Genomic DNA, 15551 nt, shown 5'->3' on the forward strand with positions numbered 1-15551 from the left:
CCGGACAGGAGCGGGGCGCCGCCTGGAGTTTCCATAGCGTCCGCTATGCCTTCTTGCGTCATGCGGGGCCCGCGCGATCCCTGTAACCCGCCGAGCGACACTGACGTATCGCCTGCATCGCCCAGGGATTCACGCGATTGCGGAGAGTCAGGCAACATTCGCCGCGAAATGTAGAGAATCCCGGGGACTTTCTCGATTCTCGAAAAGGTAGGAGTCCTGCCCATGACCACCCCCATTGATGGTTCCGCCGCCGCCGCTGCCCGCGCCGCCGCCGAAGCCGCCGCGCGCGCAGCCGCCGAGGCCGCCGCCCGTGCCGCCGCCGCCGCCGCCGCGAAGGCCGCCGCTGAAGCCGCCGCGAAGGCCGCCGCGGAGCAGGCCGCGAAGCAGCAGGCGCAGCAGCAGACGAAGCAGCCCACGGTGAAGCTCTTCAATGACGGGTTCTCCGCGGGCGGCGCGCAGAACAACCGCAACGGGGTGAACCGGCTGACGGGAGAGACCACAAACCCGTTCGCCACGCCGCTCGGCATCAGCGGAGGCCACGCGCGTCCCCTCAATGGCCCGGTGACGGGGAACGCCAACGGCGCGGTCCCGGTGCGGGCCGACGTCAACGGCGCCGCTCCGGCGGCGGATCCGAAGCCGCCGCACGCGGAGGCGCTGCCGGACAAGCCGGAGGACCTGCCCAAGCTCTTCCCGGAGCTGAAGGACAAGAACAAGGAGGACCTGAAGAAGGCCTACGACTCGCTCAACAAGCTGGGCACCGGCACCTTCTCCGAGAAGGCCACCGCCCTGGGCGAGCTGGCCTCGCAGTTCCCGGAGACCGTCCCCAACGCGCTGGAGCGCCTGGGCCTCAAGGACGACAAGCTGGCGAAGCTGGCCACCAACCCGGACGCGCTCACCTCGCTGGGCAAGCTGACGGACCCCAAGGCGAGCAAGCTGGACAAGGCGCAGGCCGCGCTCACCCTGGCCAAGGCCACCGGCGACACGTTCGCGCCGGAGGACCTGAAGGGCGTGCTGGACACCGCGCTCAAGGGGCTGCCCGCGGCGGAGAAGCTGGTGGGCGCCATCGGCAAGTGGACGGACCCCGACGCCTCCGCCACGGACAAGGCCACCGCCACGCTGGAGCTGGGCAAGGCGCTCAAGGACTTCGCCGGGGACAAGTTCCCCGCGCTCGCCAATGACCTGCGCAAGCTGGACGGGTCGCTGCGCGCCGCGGGCGCCGCCATCACCCTGGCGGACCCCAACGCGTCCACGCAGGACAAGGCCCTGGCCGCCGCGCAGCTTTTGGCGGAGGTCCCCGACCTCAAGAAGGACCTCAAGGCCTTCGCGGACGTCCTCAAGAACGCGGGCGTGAAGAACGCGACGGACGTGGCCCAGCAGGGCGCGCGGATGGCCGACGTGAAGGTGAAGGGCCTGGACCCGCAGCTCGCGTCCAAGCTCACGCCGGATCAGCTCAAGAAGCTGGAGGCCGCCGCCACCAGGCTGGGCGGTCCGGAGTCGATGGAGGCCGCGCTCAAGGGCATCACCGACCCCAAGGCCCTGGACAACCTGGTGGGCCAGCTCAACAAGGCGGACGCCGCGGCCGGCAAGCGGCTGGTGAGCGCCCTGGGCGGCATGGAGCACAAGGTCCTCAACGAGGTCCTGTCGGATCCGAAGACCACGGAGCAGTTCGCGAAGCTCGCGGGCCGGCTGGACGACGACGCGGCGAAGATCGTCTCCAAGCTGGTGTCGGACATGGACTCCGGCGCCGTGAAGTCGCTGCTCAAGCTCACCGACAAGTTCGGCGCGGACGCGCTCAACACCACCGTGAAGACCCTGGGCCCGCTGCTGGACAAGGCGGGCAGCAAGCTGGTGGGCCAGGGCCTCAAGGTGATGGACAAGGTGCTGGGCAAGATCGGCGTGGAGATCACCGCCGACGTGGCCGGCAAGGTCTTCAAGAACCTGGCGAAGGTCGTCCCGGTGGCGGGCGCGCTGCCCAACGCCATCGACGCGGCGAAGTTCGAGAAGGAGTCCCTGGAGCTGCACGGCAAGAACAACGACCTGGGCTACTTCGCGCACACCGCCGCGGCGCTGAACGTCGCGGACGCGGGCATCGGCATCGCGCTGGACCTCACCGGCGTGGGCGTGGCCGCGGACGTGGGCGCCAGCGTGCTGCTGGGCGCCGCCGAGCTGGCGATGGACATCGGCTTCACCCAGGAGAAGGCGAAGTACGAGGCCGACCCCGAGGGCTACGAGGCCCCGGACTGGATGAAGGCCGTGAACCTGGCGGGCGCCGCGGCGCAGGGCCCCGCGGGCCTGGCGCACATGGCCGCGTACTACGGGCCGGAGGGCACCGCGCAGCTCATCCAGTGGGGCGTGGAGAAGGCCGCCAAGGGCGCGGTGAAGGCCGCCGAGTTCGTGGGCGTGTCCCAGGCGGAGCTGGCCGGCGAGGGCCTCAAGGGGGCCGCGAAGGTCATCCACAAGCTGGCGGACGTGGTGCGCAACCCGTCCAAGTACGGCGAGGCCGCGGTGAAGGCGGCGACGGAGGCCTTCAACACCGCCATCGAGAAGGGCGGCGAGCTGGCGAAGGAGGCCAAGGAGGTCCTCGACAACGTCATCGACGGCGCGAAGAAGCTGGGTGAGAAGGGCCTGGAGACGCTCAAGTACATCGCCCAGAACCCGGGCGAGGCCGCGAAGAAGGCGCTCGACGGCATCAAGAGCGTCGTGGACTCCGGCCTGGACCTGGCCACGGACGCCGGCAAGGCGCTCTACAAGCAGGCCGTCTCCACGCTGAACGACCTGAAGGCCGGCTACGACAAGCTCACCGGCGCCGCGAAGGAGAAGGCCAAGGAGCTCATCGACGGCGCGACCACGCTCGTGTCCAACACGGTGAACAAGGCGAAGGAGCTGGGCGAGAAGGGCCTGGAGCTGCTGGCCTGGACCGCCCAGAACCCCGGCGAGGCCGCGGCCAAGGCCAAGGAGGCCATTGGCGACGCGCTGGCCAAGGGCGGCGAGCTGGCGAAGAAGGCCTGGGAGTCCGTGAAGGACCTGGGCGCGAAGGGCGCCGAGCTGGCGGAGGGCCTGGTGAAGGGCCTGGCCAACGCGGGCGAGAAGGCCGTGGAGACGCTCAAGTACATCGCCAACAACCCGGGCGAGGCGCTCACCCAGGCCGGCGAGTGGGTGGGCAGCACGCTGTCGGACATGGCGCGCAAGGGCGGCGAGCTGGCCTCCAAGGCGGCGGGGGCCATCAAGGACTTCGTCGACAACCGCGTGTCGTGGGCCAAGGACTTCGCCAAGGACCTGCTCAAGGACGGCGTGGAGTCCTTCATGAACGTCGCCAAGGCCTGGAAGGACAACCTCTCCGAGGGCGGCAAGGAGCTGCTCATCGCCGTGGCCGACCTGGGCGACGCGGGCGTGGACGCGCTCAAGGACCTGGCCGGCGCGGGCGGTCAGTTGGCGGAAGCCGCCGTCAACCACCTGGGCGACCTGGCGAAGAAGGGCGTGGACGCGGCCAAGGACGCGCTCGGGACCCTGGTGGACCTGGGCGGCGAGGTGGGCGAGCTCGCCGGGGACGTGGCCGGCAAGGTGAAGGACTTCTTCGACGACCTCATCCCGGACGACATCCCGGGCATCCCGGGCATCTAGCCCGCCGCGTCACAGGCCTGTCGCCACCACGCACGGGGTCTGCTCCTTCACGGGGACAGACCCCGTTCGCTTGACCCATTCGTGACGCGGCCCCCAGGTAAGACAAGTTTGAGCGGAAAATTACGCGCTGACTAAACTAGGAGATCTTTATTTACTGATCTCGCGCAACTCGCGGGGAGGGGTCTGGATAATCGGGGCAGGAATCACAGCCGCCACCGAGGAATCCCCGAATGAGCCTCTCCGCGACCACGTCCCAGCGCACGAACTCCGTCTTCTCGAATCGTTCCCAGGCGCTGTCGACGAGCGCGGTTCGCACCAGCGCGAACCCCAACGCCATCCTGTCCCAGTACCAGCCCACGGGCGCCTCCGCGCGCACGGCGCGGCAGGACGGGCTGCAGCCGGGGGTGGCCGCGTCCACGAAGATGGCGCAGACGGACCTGGCTCGTCTGCAGCAGTACAAGGGCAACATCGAGGCGGCGGCGGCGAAGCACGGCCTGCCCCCCGCGCTGCTGGCCGCCATCGCCAGCCGTGAGTCGCGCGCGGGCGCGGCGTTGGACCGGACGGGCCACGGCGACGGCGGCAACGGCTTTGGCGTGATGCAGGTGGATCACCGCTACCACACGACCCGGGGTGGCCCCACCAGCGCGGAGCACATCGACCAGGCGGCGGGCATCCTCAAGGGCTACGTCAACGACATGAAGAAGGCGCACCCGGACTGGTCCGAGGCGCAGCAGCTTCGTGGCGCGGTGGCCGCGTACAACTCCGGCCCGGGCAACGTCCGCACCATCCAGAACATGGACGTGGGCACCACGGGCAATGACTACTCCAACGACGTGTGGGCGCGCGCGCAGGCGCTGGCGCCGCACTTCGGCGGTGCCGCGACGCCCGGCACCACCACCACGAACACCCCCACGCGCCCGTCGCAGACCGCCGACACCTTCGAGCCCGCGAGCACCCCGCAGCGGCCGGGGGCGAAGACGTGGACCCCCGCGCCCTCGATGGACCAGGTGATGGTGCGTGGCAACAACCTGCGAGAGGGCATGCAGGGCCCGGCCGTGAAGCAGCTCCAGGAGATGCTGGGCGTCCCGGCGGACGGCAAGTTCGGCCCCGTGACGAAGAAGGCCGTGGAGGACTTCCAGCGGGCGAACGGCGTGCGCGCGGGCAACAACGCGGGCCAGGTCGGCCCCGACACGCTCAAGGCGCTGCAGGGCAACCGCCCCGGCACCACGAACAACACCCAGGGCACGAACAACACCCAGGGGACGAACAACACCCAGGGCACGAACAACAACGGCGCGGTGCTGGGCAACGGCGTCCGCATCGACACCAACAACGCCACGCTGAAGAAGCTGGCCACGTCGCGCCTGAACAACGGCCAGACGGGCTACTGCGTGCGCACCACGCTGGACAACATGACCCGGCTGGGCATCCCGAACACGCCGGCGGCGACGGGCAACGACCCGAACAACCCCCGCGGCGGCATGGCGCAGATGCTGCGCAACGGCTGGGAGTCAATCCCGTTCCCGGGCGCGCAGCAGAAGGCCATCAAGAGCCCGTACGGCAACGCCACCGCGAACGTCGTGACCGCGGACCAGTACCGCAAGCTCGTCGCGGACGGGAAGGTGCCGGACGGCGCCATCATCTTCCAGACGCGCCACGGCTGGGACTACAGCGGCGGCTCCAAGGGCAACGACATGGGCATCGTGCGCAACGGCGGCAAGACGACCCACAACTACCAGGACATGAACTCCATCATCTATTCGGACTGCAAGGAGGTCGTCATCCTGGTCCCGAAGGGCGCCATCCAGCGCGACTGATGTCCTGACGGGACGGGGAGGGGGCCGGGCTTCAGGCCCCTTCCTTCGTCAGCAGCTCCGCGCCCAGCTTCTTCGCGGCGTCCAGGAGCTCGTCCCCCAGCTTCGTGCCGCGCACGGCGCGCGACAGTGACAGCGCGCCGTACATGAGCGCGATGGCGGCCATCGCCTTCTCCCGGCGCCGCGCTCCGGGCGGCAGCAGCTCCGCGTACGAGCGGACGAACTCCTGGAGCTCCGCCTCCAGCGCGCCCCGGTAGGGCTCCCCCGCGCGCGACACCTCCGCGGTGATGCTGGGCAGCGGGCAGGTGGGGGTGACGGCGTCGCGGTGCTTGCGCGACAGGTAGCGCTCCAGCACCTTCAGCGCGGGCGCGTCCGGCGCGTCCTCCTTCGCCTTGCGCAGGAGCGCGTTCCACACCGTGCGGGCGGTGCCCCGGAGGGTCTCCGTGAACAGGTGCTCCTTCGAGTCGAAGTGACCGTAGAAGCCGCCCACGGTGAGCCCGGCCCCCTTCATCACGTCCATGATGGAGCTGGCCTGGATGCCCCGCTCCAGGAGCAGCGTGGCGGCGGACGCGAGGATGGCGTCATGCGACTTCTGCTTCTGCTCCGTCTTCTGGGTCATGATGGATGACGGCAGTAATCTTGCCGTCATCCTCCGTCAAGGCGGCGCCCGCTCGCGCGCCTGCTACTTCTTCTTGCGCGAGCCGTCCTCGTGGAAGGCCTCGTCCTCCACGAGCCCGCCGTCCGGGTTCCAGCGCTTGCGCGCGGTGACGCGGCCGCCCGTCCACTGCGAGTCCTCGATGAGGGTGCCGTTCTCCGCCCACACCTGGCGCCGGCCCTCCGCCTTGCCCTTCACGTAGTGCTCGCGGCGCTCCGTGCCGCCGTCCGGGAGGAAGGTCTCCGACACGCCGTCGGGGTCGAAGCCGTTGTGGAAGTCCCCCTTGATGAGGTTCCGCCGCTCGCGCAGCGAGCCGTCGTCCTCGAAGAAGGACTCCACCGCGCGGTCTCCGCTCACGACGAGCTCATGCTTGCGCTCGCCGTTCTGGAAGTAGTCCACGCGCTTCACCTGCTGGCGGTTCTTCCAGGTGACGACCTCCTTCTTGCCGCCGTCCTTGAAGAACTCCGTCTCGTCGCCCTCGCGCTCGCCCTGGACCCAGGTGGTGGAGTGGAGCGCCTTCCCGTCGGCGTACCGCGTGCTCACGCCGTCGAGCACGCCCGCGGCGTACGCGTTGGTCGCGGTGCGCTGCCCGTCCTTGTCGAAGAGCTCCGTCACCCCTTCGCGCCGCCCGTTCTTCAGCGGGATGACGGCGCGCTTCTGCCCGTTGGGGTGGAAGAACACGAGCGGGGAGGGCCCCTTCCAGACGCAGTCCTTCAGGCCCGCCTCCCAGGAGGACTGGAGGCCACAGCCCGCCTTGGTGAGCCGCCCGGTCTCGTCGTAGTCCTCGAAGGTGCTCTTCGCGTCCTCCGGCTGCCGGTCCACGCGCCGGGACACCTTGCCGTTGGGGTGGTAGCGCAGCGACTCGCCCTGCTCGTGGTCGTCCACGTAGTGGGAGGTCTCCACCAGCCGGCCGTCCTCGTAGCGCTTGAAGCCGCCGTGGCGCTTGTCGGCCTTGTACTCCTGCTCCACGGCGCGCCCGTCGGACCAGCGGCGCACCTCCCAGCCGTCCTTCTTGCCGTTCTTGAACGAGACGGTGTGCGTCTCCTTCTTCGTGTCCTCGTCCACGCACCGCACGGTGCCGGTGAGGTTCGCGGTGGAGTGGCCGTTGTCCAGGTTGATGGGCTTGCCCTGGAACGAGCAGCGCTCGATGGCCCACGCGGGCGCGGAGAGGAGGGGCACGGACAGCAGGACAAGACGCATCACGGACGGCGCGCGCATGGGTGGCTCACGAGAAGGAGGCTGGGTGCACCGTAGCCGCGAGCCCCCGGGTCCTGGAACGCCTTCCGGGCCCACACCCGCCATGGACATGGCGAGGGGGCCCGGAGGGAAGACCGCGAAGGGGGGGCTGCTTCAGCGCGAGGCGACGGGCTGCGTCTCCGGCTTCGGCTCCAGGGTGGCCCTGGCGGCGTCGATGGCGGCCTGGATGTCCAGCTTGCCGCCGGTGATGACCTTGCCCTTGAGGTCCGGGTCCTGCTCCACCGTCTTGAGGATGAGGTCGCGCACCTGCACGGCCGTCAGGTCCGGGTTCTCCGCGAACATGCGCGCGGCGGTGGCGGCCACGGTGGGGGTGGCCATGGAGGTGCCGCTCATCTCCTCCCAGTCGTTGCCGGGCACGGTGCTGAGCACGTCCTCGCCCACCGCGGCCAGGTCCACCACCTTGTCGCCGTGCGACGAGAAGCGGGCCAGCTTGTCGTTGTCGCGGTCCATGGACGCCACGGTGAGGACGTTGGGCAGGTCCACGTTGGCGGGCATGTCCGGCACGTTGTTCATGTTGCTGCCGTTGCCGTTGGCCGTGGCCGCGAGCAGCAGGATGTCCGCGTCCGCCAGCTTCTGGATGGCGGCCTCCCAGCGCTTCTGGGACGCGGCGTCGCGGTAGGAGTCACCGAAGCTCGCGTTGGCGGCGCGGATGTTCACGCCGTGCTCGGTCTTCATCTTCACCAGGTAGTCCACCGAGCGCTCGAAGTTGGTGAGCAGGTCCGCGCCGTCGTACAGGCCGCCCACGCTCAGAATCTTCGCCTTGCCCGCGGCGATGCCGGTGTTGCCCTCGCCGTTGTCCTCGGCGGCGATGATGCCCGCCACGTGCGTGCCGTGGTCCGTGCCGTCGCCCTTGAACGGGTCGCCCTTGCCGGTGCCCACGTTGAAGCCGTGGATGTCATCCGCGATGCCGTTGCCGTCGTTGTCGATGCCGTCCCCCGCCACTTCACCGGGGTTCGTCCACATCGCGTCGTCCAGGTCCGTGTGCTTGTAGTCCACGCCACCGTCGATGACCGCGATGACCGGCTCGCCCGTGAGCTTCGGCCTGGGCTGGGACGGGTCCACCGCCTTCGCGTCGGCGACCTTGTTCGCGCCCGGCTTCACCGCGACGTTGGCGCCGCCAAAGGCGAAGGCGGACGCCGGCACGCTGGCGCCCGGGGGCGTGGGGCGGCCCGTCGGGCGGTCCACGAAGTTGGAGGGGCGCGCACCCTGGGAGTCGAAGCCGTCACGCACCGTCAGCGGCTTCGCCTTGGGCGCCTGGGCGCGCGAGGTGGCCGCGTTGGCGGTCGGGGCGATGGAGGCGGGCGACTTGCGGTTGATTTCCATGGGGTTCCTCCGGGGGGATGAGGAGCGGCCTACTGACTCCTACATTGTCGCATCGCGGCGATTCAAGTTTCGTCCGCAATGGTTTTTCAGGAGGACCCCGGGTGCACCGGACGCACAGCCTGCGTGCGCCCGGTGCGGGTGGGGCGGTGCTACCAGACCTTCACGCGCTGCTCCGGGGCCAGGTAGAGGCCCTGGCCGGGCTTCACGTCGAACGCCGGGTACCACGCGTCCAGGTTGCGCACGGTGGCCGCGCGGAACATGCCGGGCGAGTGGCCGTCCGTCACGAGCAGCCGGCGCAGCAGCGGCTCGCGGAACTTGTTGCGCCACACCTGCGCGAAGCCCATGAAGAAGCGCTGCTCGCCCGTGAAGCCGTCCAGCGTGGGCGCGGGCTTGCCCTCCAGGGACATCACGTAGGCGTCATGCGCGATGGAGACGCCGGCCACGTCGGCGATGTTCTCGCCCAGCGTCAGCTCGCCGTTCACGTTCATGTCCGGCAGGGGCTTGTACGCGTTGTACTGCGCGGCCAGCGCCTTGCCCGCGGCCTTGAACTGCTCCAGGTCCTTGGGCGTCCACCAGTTGTCCAGCTTGCCCTTCGCGTCGAACTGCGCGCCCACGTCGTCGAAGCTGTGGACGATTTCGTGCCCGATGACGGAGCCGATGCCGCCGTAGTTCACGGCGGGGTCCGCGTTCGGGTCGAAGAACGGGGGCTGGAGGATGGCGGCCGGGAAGATGATGGAGTTCTGCTGCGGCGAGTTGAGCGCGTTGACCTCCTGGGGCGTCATGAACCACTCCATGCGGTTCACGGGCTTGCCCAGCTTGGCCAGGTTGCGCTGGTGCTCGAAGCGCTCCGCGCGCTCCGCGTTGCCGAAGGCGTCTCCCTTGATGATCTCCAGGCCGGAGTAGTCACGCCAGGTGTCCGGGTGGCCAATGCCCACCTGCACCGTGCCCAGCTTCTCCTTGGCGCGGGCCTTGGTCTCCGGCGACATCCACGCGAGCGCGTCGATGTGGCGGCCCAGCGCGGCCAGGATGTTGCGCACCATCTGGTCCGCCTCGGCCTTGGCGGCCGGCGGGAAGTGCTTCTCCACGTAGCGCTTGCCCACCGCTTCGCCCATGGCGGAGTTGGTGAAGTTCACGCCGCGCTTCCAGCGGTCGCTCAACTGCTGCGCGCCGGAGAGCGTCTTCCCGCTGAAGTCGAAGCCCGCGTCCACGAACGCCTTCGACAGGTAGGGGGTGCCCTCCATGATGGCGTGGAAGGCCAGATAGTCCTTCCACGTCTGGAGCGGCTCGCTGCCCACCAGCTTCGCGATGCCGGTGATGGCGGACGGCTGCCAGACGATGAAGTCCTTCTGGGACCCGAGGCCGGCGCTCGCGAAGTACGCGGCCCAGTCCATGCCGGGCGCCTTCTTCGCGAAGTCCGTCTGCTTCCAGGGGTTGTTCACCTTCTCCACGTCCTGCGTGTCCTGCGCGGACCAGTGGGCCTGGGCGATCTTCATCTCCAGGCCGAAGATGGCGCGGGCCTTCGCGTCCGCGTCGGGGATGCCGGCGTTCTTCAACTGGGTGGCGATGTGCTGCTGGTACTTCTCACGCACCTCTTTGAAGCGCGGCGTGTCCTTCAGATAGAAGTCGCGGTCCGGCAGGCCCAGGCCGCCCTGGAGGATGTAGGCGGCGTAGCGGCTGGGGTCGTTCAGGTCCTCCGCCACCCACAGGCCCAGGAGGCGGCCCGTGGTGGCCTGACCGGTGTTGAGCGGATCCACGTCGCTGCGCAGCGTGGTGCCCAGCAGCGCGGCCAGGGCCTTGCGGTTGGCGACCGCGGCGATGCGCTCCAGCTCCGGCTTGAGCGGCGTGGCGCCCCGGGCCTCGATGGCGGCCTCGTCCATGAAGCTGGCGTAGAAGTCACCCAGCTTGCGCTCCTCGCTGCCGGCGGGGGCGTCCGACTTCGCGGCGGCCTCCAGGATGTCGCGCGTCTGCTTCGTGGCGTCCTCGGCCAGGCGCGTGAACATGCCGAAGGAGGAGCGGTCCGGGGGAATCTCCGAGCTGTCCGCCCACTTGCCGTTGACGTAGCGGTAGAAGTCGTCGCCGGGGGCGACGGCGGTGTCCATGCCCGGCGTGTCGACGCCGAAGCTCCCGAAGTGCGGCTTGGGAGCGGCGGGGGCGGCGGGAGCCGGGGCCGGGGTGGCGGTGGCCTGGGCCGGCGGGGACTTCTCCGCGGGCGCGGTGGAGGCGCACGCGGTGATGAGCGCGGAGGCGCAGACGCCGAGCGTCATGCGCGCGGCGCCAAACGGCGGTCTGGAACGGAACGACATGGAGGCTCCTGGATGTGGCCCGTACGGGGTGGCGCACTCTGGCGCACGCGGGCGCGTCCCCAACAGCGCAAACGGCGGTTTCATCCCATGAAAACCGCGGACGCTTGCGCGGGCCCGGAGCTCAAGGGCGGGAGAAGCGGACAGCAGCGGCCAGACGATGCATGCGATGCTCCAGGGCCTGGCTCCGGTAGGGGTTCGAGCCATTCGAGGGGCGTATGACTCCCACCGCGTTTCGTCCTGCGTACACGGTCCAGACCGCGCGCACCGTGCTCCGGTGCTGGTCGCCGGCTGACGCCGCGCTGGCGTTGCATGCCATCGAATCCAACCTCGAACACCTGCGTCCATGGATGGAGTGGGCCAAGCGCTATCCAATGAACGTCGCGCAGCAGGCCGGGCAGCTTCGCCGGATGCGCGGGCTGTTCGACCTGGGACAGGACTTCGCCTACGGCGTGTTCAGCCACGACGGCAGCGAAGTCCTCGGCGGAACGGGCCTGCATCCCCGGGTGGGCGAGGGCGCCCTGGAGATCGGCTACTGGATTTCAGCCCGCCACACGGGCCGGGGGCTGGCGACGGAGATCGCCGGGGCGCTCACCCGCGTCGCCTTCGAGGTGGAGGGCGTGCGCCGCGTGGAGATCCACTGCGACCCCCGCAACGTCCGCAGCGCGGCGGTCGCCCGGAGGCTGGGTTTCGTTCACGAAGGCACGTTGAGACAGCGGCTCGTCGCACCCGACGGTGCGCTGCGCGACACGATGATCTGGACCCTGCTCGCGGAGGAGTATCCGGCCAGCCACGCTGCCGCGATTTCCGTCGAGGCCTTCGACGTGCTGGGACAGAAGCTGCTTTGAGATAACAAACCCGAGGTGTCTCGATGACGTTGAAATTGCCCGTGGTCCTGTTGTTCCTGCTGTTGCCGCTCACAGGCCTGGCGCTGCCGACCACCGGCTTCCGGTTCGTCGACATCCCTGGGAGCGACGGCACCGTCCTCAAGGCCAACTACATCGCGCCCACGACGCCGGGGCCGCATCCGGCGGTGGTCTTCATCTCGAGCTGGGGCCTCAACGACCTGGAGTACCTGGCCCAGGCCAACGCGCTGGCGCAGAAGGGCTACGTGGCGCTTTCCTATACGCCGCGTGGCTTCTGGGCGTCCGGCGGTGGCATTGATACCGCCGGTCCGGCGGACATCGCGGACACGTCGCGCGTCATTGATTGGATGCTCGCCAACACGACCGCGAACCCCTCGCGCATCGGGCTCGCGGGGGTTTCGTATGGCGCGGGCATCTCGCTCATCGCCTCCGGCTTCGACTCGCGCGTGAAGGCGGTGGCGGCGCTCTCCGGCTGGTCGGACCTGGTGGCGTCGCTGTTCGGCGGTGAGACGCGGCGTCCGCAGGCGGTGGCGCTCCTGAACCTCGCGGCGACCCTGCTGGGCCGCCCCAGCCCGGAGCTGAGCACCACCATCGACGACTACTTCGCCAACCGGAACATCGAGTCCATCAAGGCCTGGGGCCGGGTGCGCTCGGCGGCGACGTACCTCCAGCGCATCAACGCCAACAAGCCCGCCATCCTGATGGCCAACGCGTACGGCGACAGCCTCTTCCCGCCCAACCAGCTCGTGTCGTTCTACGGCCAGCTCGCGGGCCCCAAGCGGCTGGAGTTCGCGCCGGGGGACCACGCCGTCGTGGAGGCCACGGGGCTGCTGGGCCTGCCCAACGGCGTCTGGACCAGCGTGACGCGCTGGATGGACCAGTACGTCGCGGGCGTGGACACGGGCATCTCCCGCGAGGCGCCCGTGGTGCTGCGCACCTACGACGGCGACACGGAGGGCTATGCGTCGTGGGCCCAGGTGGCCACGGGCACGCAGCGCTACGGGCTGGGCGCCATCCGCCTCCTGGATGGCACCGGCACCCTGGGCGGCGCGCCTTCGACGAGCGGCTCGCGCACCGTCTGGTCCGGCTTCGACACGAACGCGGACGCGGGCGTGGCGCTGCTGACCAACGGGCTCCAGGCGCTGACGGGCATTCCGCCCGTGGTCTGGCTGCCGGGCGTCAACCGCCTCAACGCGGGCGTCTGGACGTCGTCCACCACGCTGAGCGGCATCTCCATCCGGGGCTCGGCCACGCTGCGCCTGCGCGTCACGCCCTCCACCGCGTCGGGCACCGTGGTCGCGTACCTGTACGACCTGCTGGGCGACTACGGCGGGCTCATCACGCACGTGCCCCTCTCCTGGAAGAACGCGACGCCGGGCGTGCCGCTGGACCTGGACCTGGCGTTCCCCGCCACGGCGTATGACGTCCCCGTGCTGCACCGGCTGGCGCTCGTCGTGGACACGGAGGACCCGCTCTACCTGGACGCCAACACCACCGGCGCGACGCTGTCGCTCGGCGGGCCGTCCTGGCTGGACCTGCCGACGCGCTGAAGCGCCGCGTGACGGAGGGGCGCTCGCAAGGCGCCCTCCGTCGTTCCAGGGGGCGTGCCCGGTGTGTTAACGCTCCCGGCGTCCATGGGAACCGCCGCCTCGGAACGCACCCGCGCCGCCCTGCTCGTCCTCGCTGGCGGCGTGCTGGCCCTGCTGCTGTCGCACCACCCCGCCATCCTGTCCGGGCTGCGCCTGGTGCAGGGGGACGAGGGCGACGTGCGCTTCAACCACTACGTCCTGGAGCACGGCTGGCGCTTCGTCACGGGCGACCCGGCGCACGCGCGCTTCTGGGATCCGCCGATGTTCCACCCCGAGCCCAACGTCGCCGCGTACTCCGACGTGCTCCTGGGCGTGGCCCCGTTCTACTGGGTGTGGCGCGCGCTGGGCCTGGGCGCGGACCTGTCGTGGCAGGCGTGGTCGCTCACCATGGCGGCGCTCAACTACGCCGCCGCGGTGTGGCTGCTGCGGCGCGGGTTCGGCCTGCGCGTCCTCCCCGCGGTGGTGGGCGCGGTGCTCTTCACGGCCGGCGCGCCGCGCATCAACCAGCTCAACCACCCGCAGTTGGAGGGACAGTTCTTCGCGCTCCTCGCCGTGGGCGCGGTCATCGCGCTGACGCGGCCGGAGACGGACCGGCGGCGCGGCATGGCCTGGGCCGCGCTGCTGGTGGGCGCGTTCGTGGCGCAGCTCTACGCGGGCTTCTACTGGGGCTGGTTCCTCTTCTTCTTCCTGCTCCTGGCGTTCATCGCCGGGCTCGCCTTCCGGGACACGCGCGGTCCGCTGCTGACGGCGCTCGGCCGCCACCTGCCGGCGCTCGCGGGCTTCGGCGTCGTGGGGCTGGCGCTGCTCGCGCCGCTCGTCCTGCACTCGCGCCAGGCCATTGGCACGGTGGGGCTGCGCACCTTCGCGGAGGTGTCCCCCATGGTGCCGCGCTTCTGGAGCTGGTTCTTCGTGGGCCAGGACAGTTGGCTGTACGGGTGGACCCACGGCTTCTCCAAGTTCCAGCGCATGCCCGTGGCGTGGGAGCACCGCCTGGGCTTCGGCTTCGTCACCCCGGTGCTCGCGGGCATCGGACTGTGGCAGGCGCGCTCACGGCCCGCGGTGCGGCTGCTGCTCGTGGTGGCGGTGGCCACGGTGCTGCTCGCGTCGCGCTACACCGGCGGCTTCACGCCCTGGTGGCTCGTCTTCCACGGCGTGCCCGGCGCGGCGGCCATCCGGGCCCTGGCCCGCATCGGCATGTGGCTGCTGGTGCCCGCGGCCGTGGGGCTGGCCCTGTACCTCCAGCGGCAGTGGGAGTCCGGGCGCGCGGCGCTGGCGGTGGGCCTGGGCGCGCTGTGCCTCCTGGAGCAGGGGCTTGCCAGCCCCGCGTATGACCGGCACGAAGCCCGCGCGGACGTGGAGGCGGTGGCCGCGCGCATCGCCCCCGGCTGCGAGTCCTTCTTCTACGCGCCCACGTCCGGCGAGGCCCAGGAGTGGAAGTACCAGTTGGATGCCGTGTGGGCGTCCGGCGAGCACGGCGTGCCCACGGTGAACGGCTACTCGGGCAACTACCCGCAGGGCTGGAAGCTCCAGGACAACCGCCGCTTCAACGCGGAGGCCGCGGCGCGCATCGACCGGGACCTGGAGGCCTGGATGCGCTCGCGGAACCTTGCGCCCGGGAGCGTCTGCCGCATCGAGGTGCCCGCGCGGCGGTAGGGCCCACCGCGCGGAAGTCGCCTCCAGGGCTACTTGGCGATGGTGGCGTAGTCGCCCTTGAGCGCGACGCCGGTGACGAAGCTGCCGGCGTGGCACTCGATCTCGGTGGCGCTCTTGAACTCCACCTTCTTGTAATAGCTGACGATGTTGACCACCGCGTTGGCGCCGTTCTTCTTCGCGCCATCCTGCAGGGCGATGAGGGCGGAGAGGGCGGCCCACTTGCAGGCGTAGTCGTCCGACTTGCCCACGCCGTTGGTCTTCTTGTTCGTGGTGTCGGTGCCCAGCGTCTTGAGCACCTTGGGCGTCTTCGCGCCGTCCATGAAGAACTTCACGGAGCCGTCCAGCTTGTCCTTGGCCTCGGGCAGGGCCATCACGTCCGCCAGCTTCACCTTCGTCACGGTGTCGCGCGCCAGGGCGGGGCTCGCGGCGGTCAGGGCCAGCAACAGGAGGGCTTTCTTCATGGCGGGGTCTCC

Annotated in this window: 10 protein-coding genes; 5 read left to right on the top strand and 5 right to left on the bottom strand. The window is 70.1% G+C overall.

The genetic code is table 11. From position 1 onward, the window contains the following. Positions 1 to 222 precede the first annotated feature (222 nt). Positions 223 to 3621, top strand: a complete 3399-nt coding sequence (locus K8556_RS19815) for a Dauer Up-regulated (RefSeq protein WP_223741634.1) — start codon at positions 223 to 225, stop codon at positions 3619 to 3621. 230 nt (positions 3622 to 3851) lie between these two features. Next, complete coding sequence (locus tag K8556_RS19820; RefSeq protein ID WP_223741635.1) at positions 3852 to 5438, top strand: peptidoglycan-binding protein; 1587 nt, start codon at positions 3852 to 3854, stop codon at positions 5436 to 5438. 31 nt (positions 5439 to 5469) lie between these two features. Here the strand turns inward: K8556_RS19820 and K8556_RS19825 are convergent, their stop codons facing one another. From K8556_RS19825 to K8556_RS19840, 4 genes are all read right to left on the bottom strand, one after another. Beyond that, positions 5470 to 6054 carry a TetR/AcrR family transcriptional regulator gene (locus tag K8556_RS19825; protein WP_223741636.1) on the bottom strand — a complete coding sequence of 195 codons (585 nt, stop codon included), beginning with the start codon at positions 6052 to 6054 and terminating at the stop codon, positions 5470 to 5472. Positions 6055 to 6117: 63 nt separating this feature from the next. After that, on the bottom strand, positions 6118 to 7293 hold the full coding sequence (locus K8556_RS19830; protein ID WP_223741637.1) for a toxin-antitoxin system YwqK family antitoxin: 1176 nt from the start codon (positions 7291 to 7293) through the stop codon (positions 6118 to 6120). Between the two features lie 147 nt (positions 7294 to 7440). Further along, positions 7441 to 8670, bottom strand: coding sequence for a S8 family serine peptidase (locus tag K8556_RS19835; RefSeq protein WP_223741638.1), 1230 nt, complete (start codon positions 8668 to 8670; stop codon positions 7441 to 7443). A gap of 149 nt (positions 8671 to 8819) precedes the next feature. Further along, positions 8820 to 10973: a M13 family metallopeptidase gene (locus tag K8556_RS19840; protein WP_223741639.1), complete on the bottom strand. Its 2154-nt coding sequence runs from the start codon at positions 10971 to 10973 to the stop codon at positions 8820 to 8822. 215 nt (positions 10974 to 11188) lie between these two features. Here K8556_RS19840 and K8556_RS19845 point away from each other — a divergent pair, with 215 nt between their 5' ends. The 3 genes from K8556_RS19845 (at position 11189) to K8556_RS19855 (ending at position 15078) form a co-directional block, all read left to right on the top strand. Further along, the gene (locus tag K8556_RS19845) at positions 11189 to 11818 is read left to right on the top strand and encodes a GNAT family N-acetyltransferase (protein ID WP_223741640.1); all 630 of its coding nucleotides are present in this window, start codon (positions 11189 to 11191) and stop codon (positions 11816 to 11818) included. A gap of 23 nt (positions 11819 to 11841) precedes the next feature. After that, positions 11842 to 13386 carry a CocE/NonD family hydrolase gene (locus K8556_RS19850; protein WP_223741641.1) on the top strand — a complete coding sequence of 515 codons (1545 nt, stop codon included), beginning with the start codon at positions 11842 to 11844 and terminating at the stop codon, positions 13384 to 13386. A gap of 84 nt (positions 13387 to 13470) precedes the next feature. Then, entirely contained in the window at positions 13471 to 15078 is a 1608-nt protein-coding gene (locus K8556_RS19855) for a hypothetical protein (protein WP_223741642.1), read from the top strand. Between the two features lie 29 nt (positions 15079 to 15107). Here K8556_RS19855 and K8556_RS19860 read toward each other — a convergent pair whose 3' ends face one another. Beyond that, the gene (locus K8556_RS19860; protein ID WP_223741643.1) at positions 15108 to 15539 is read right to left on the bottom strand and encodes an excinuclease ATPase subunit; all 432 of its coding nucleotides are present in this window, start codon (positions 15537 to 15539) and stop codon (positions 15108 to 15110) included. Between the last annotated feature and the right edge of the window lie 12 nt (positions 15540 to 15551).

It is taken from the genome of Corallococcus sp. AS-1-12 (genome assembly GCF_020036995.1).
GTDB lineage: Bacteria > Myxococcota > Myxococcia > Myxococcales > Myxococcaceae > Corallococcus.

What these genes read in the sequence shown, in the direction of transcription:
- K8556_RS19825 (WP_223741636.1), bottom strand. Translation starts at nt 6,054, where the DNA reads ATGACCCAGAAGACGGAGCAGAAGCAGAAGTCGCATGACGCCATCCTC.
- K8556_RS19845 (WP_223741640.1), top strand. Translation starts at nt 11,189, where the DNA reads ATGACTCCCACCGCGTTTCGTCCTGCGTACACGGTCCAGACCGCGCGC.
- K8556_RS19850 (WP_223741641.1), top strand. Translation starts at nt 11,842, where the DNA reads ATGACGTTGAAATTGCCCGTGGTCCTGTTGTTCCTGCTGTTGCCGCTC.
- K8556_RS19820 (WP_223741635.1), top strand. Translation starts at nt 3,852, where the DNA reads ATGAGCCTCTCCGCGACCACGTCCCAGCGCACGAACTCCGTCTTCTCG.
- K8556_RS19860 (WP_223741643.1), bottom strand. Translation starts at nt 15,539, where the DNA reads ATGAAGAAAGCCCTCCTGTTGCTGGCCCTGACCGCCGCGAGCCCCGCC.
- K8556_RS19840 (WP_223741639.1), bottom strand. Translation starts at nt 10,973, where the DNA reads ATGTCGTTCCGTTCCAGACCGCCGTTTGGCGCCGCGCGCATGACGCTC.
- K8556_RS19815 (WP_223741634.1), top strand. Translation starts at nt 223, where the DNA reads ATGACCACCCCCATTGATGGTTCCGCCGCCGCCGCTGCCCGCGCCGCC.
- K8556_RS19855 (WP_223741642.1), top strand. Translation starts at nt 13,471, where the DNA reads ATGGGAACCGCCGCCTCGGAACGCACCCGCGCCGCCCTGCTCGTCCTC.
- K8556_RS19835 (WP_223741638.1), bottom strand. Translation starts at nt 8,670, where the DNA reads ATGGAAATCAACCGCAAGTCGCCCGCCTCCATCGCCCCGACCGCCAAC.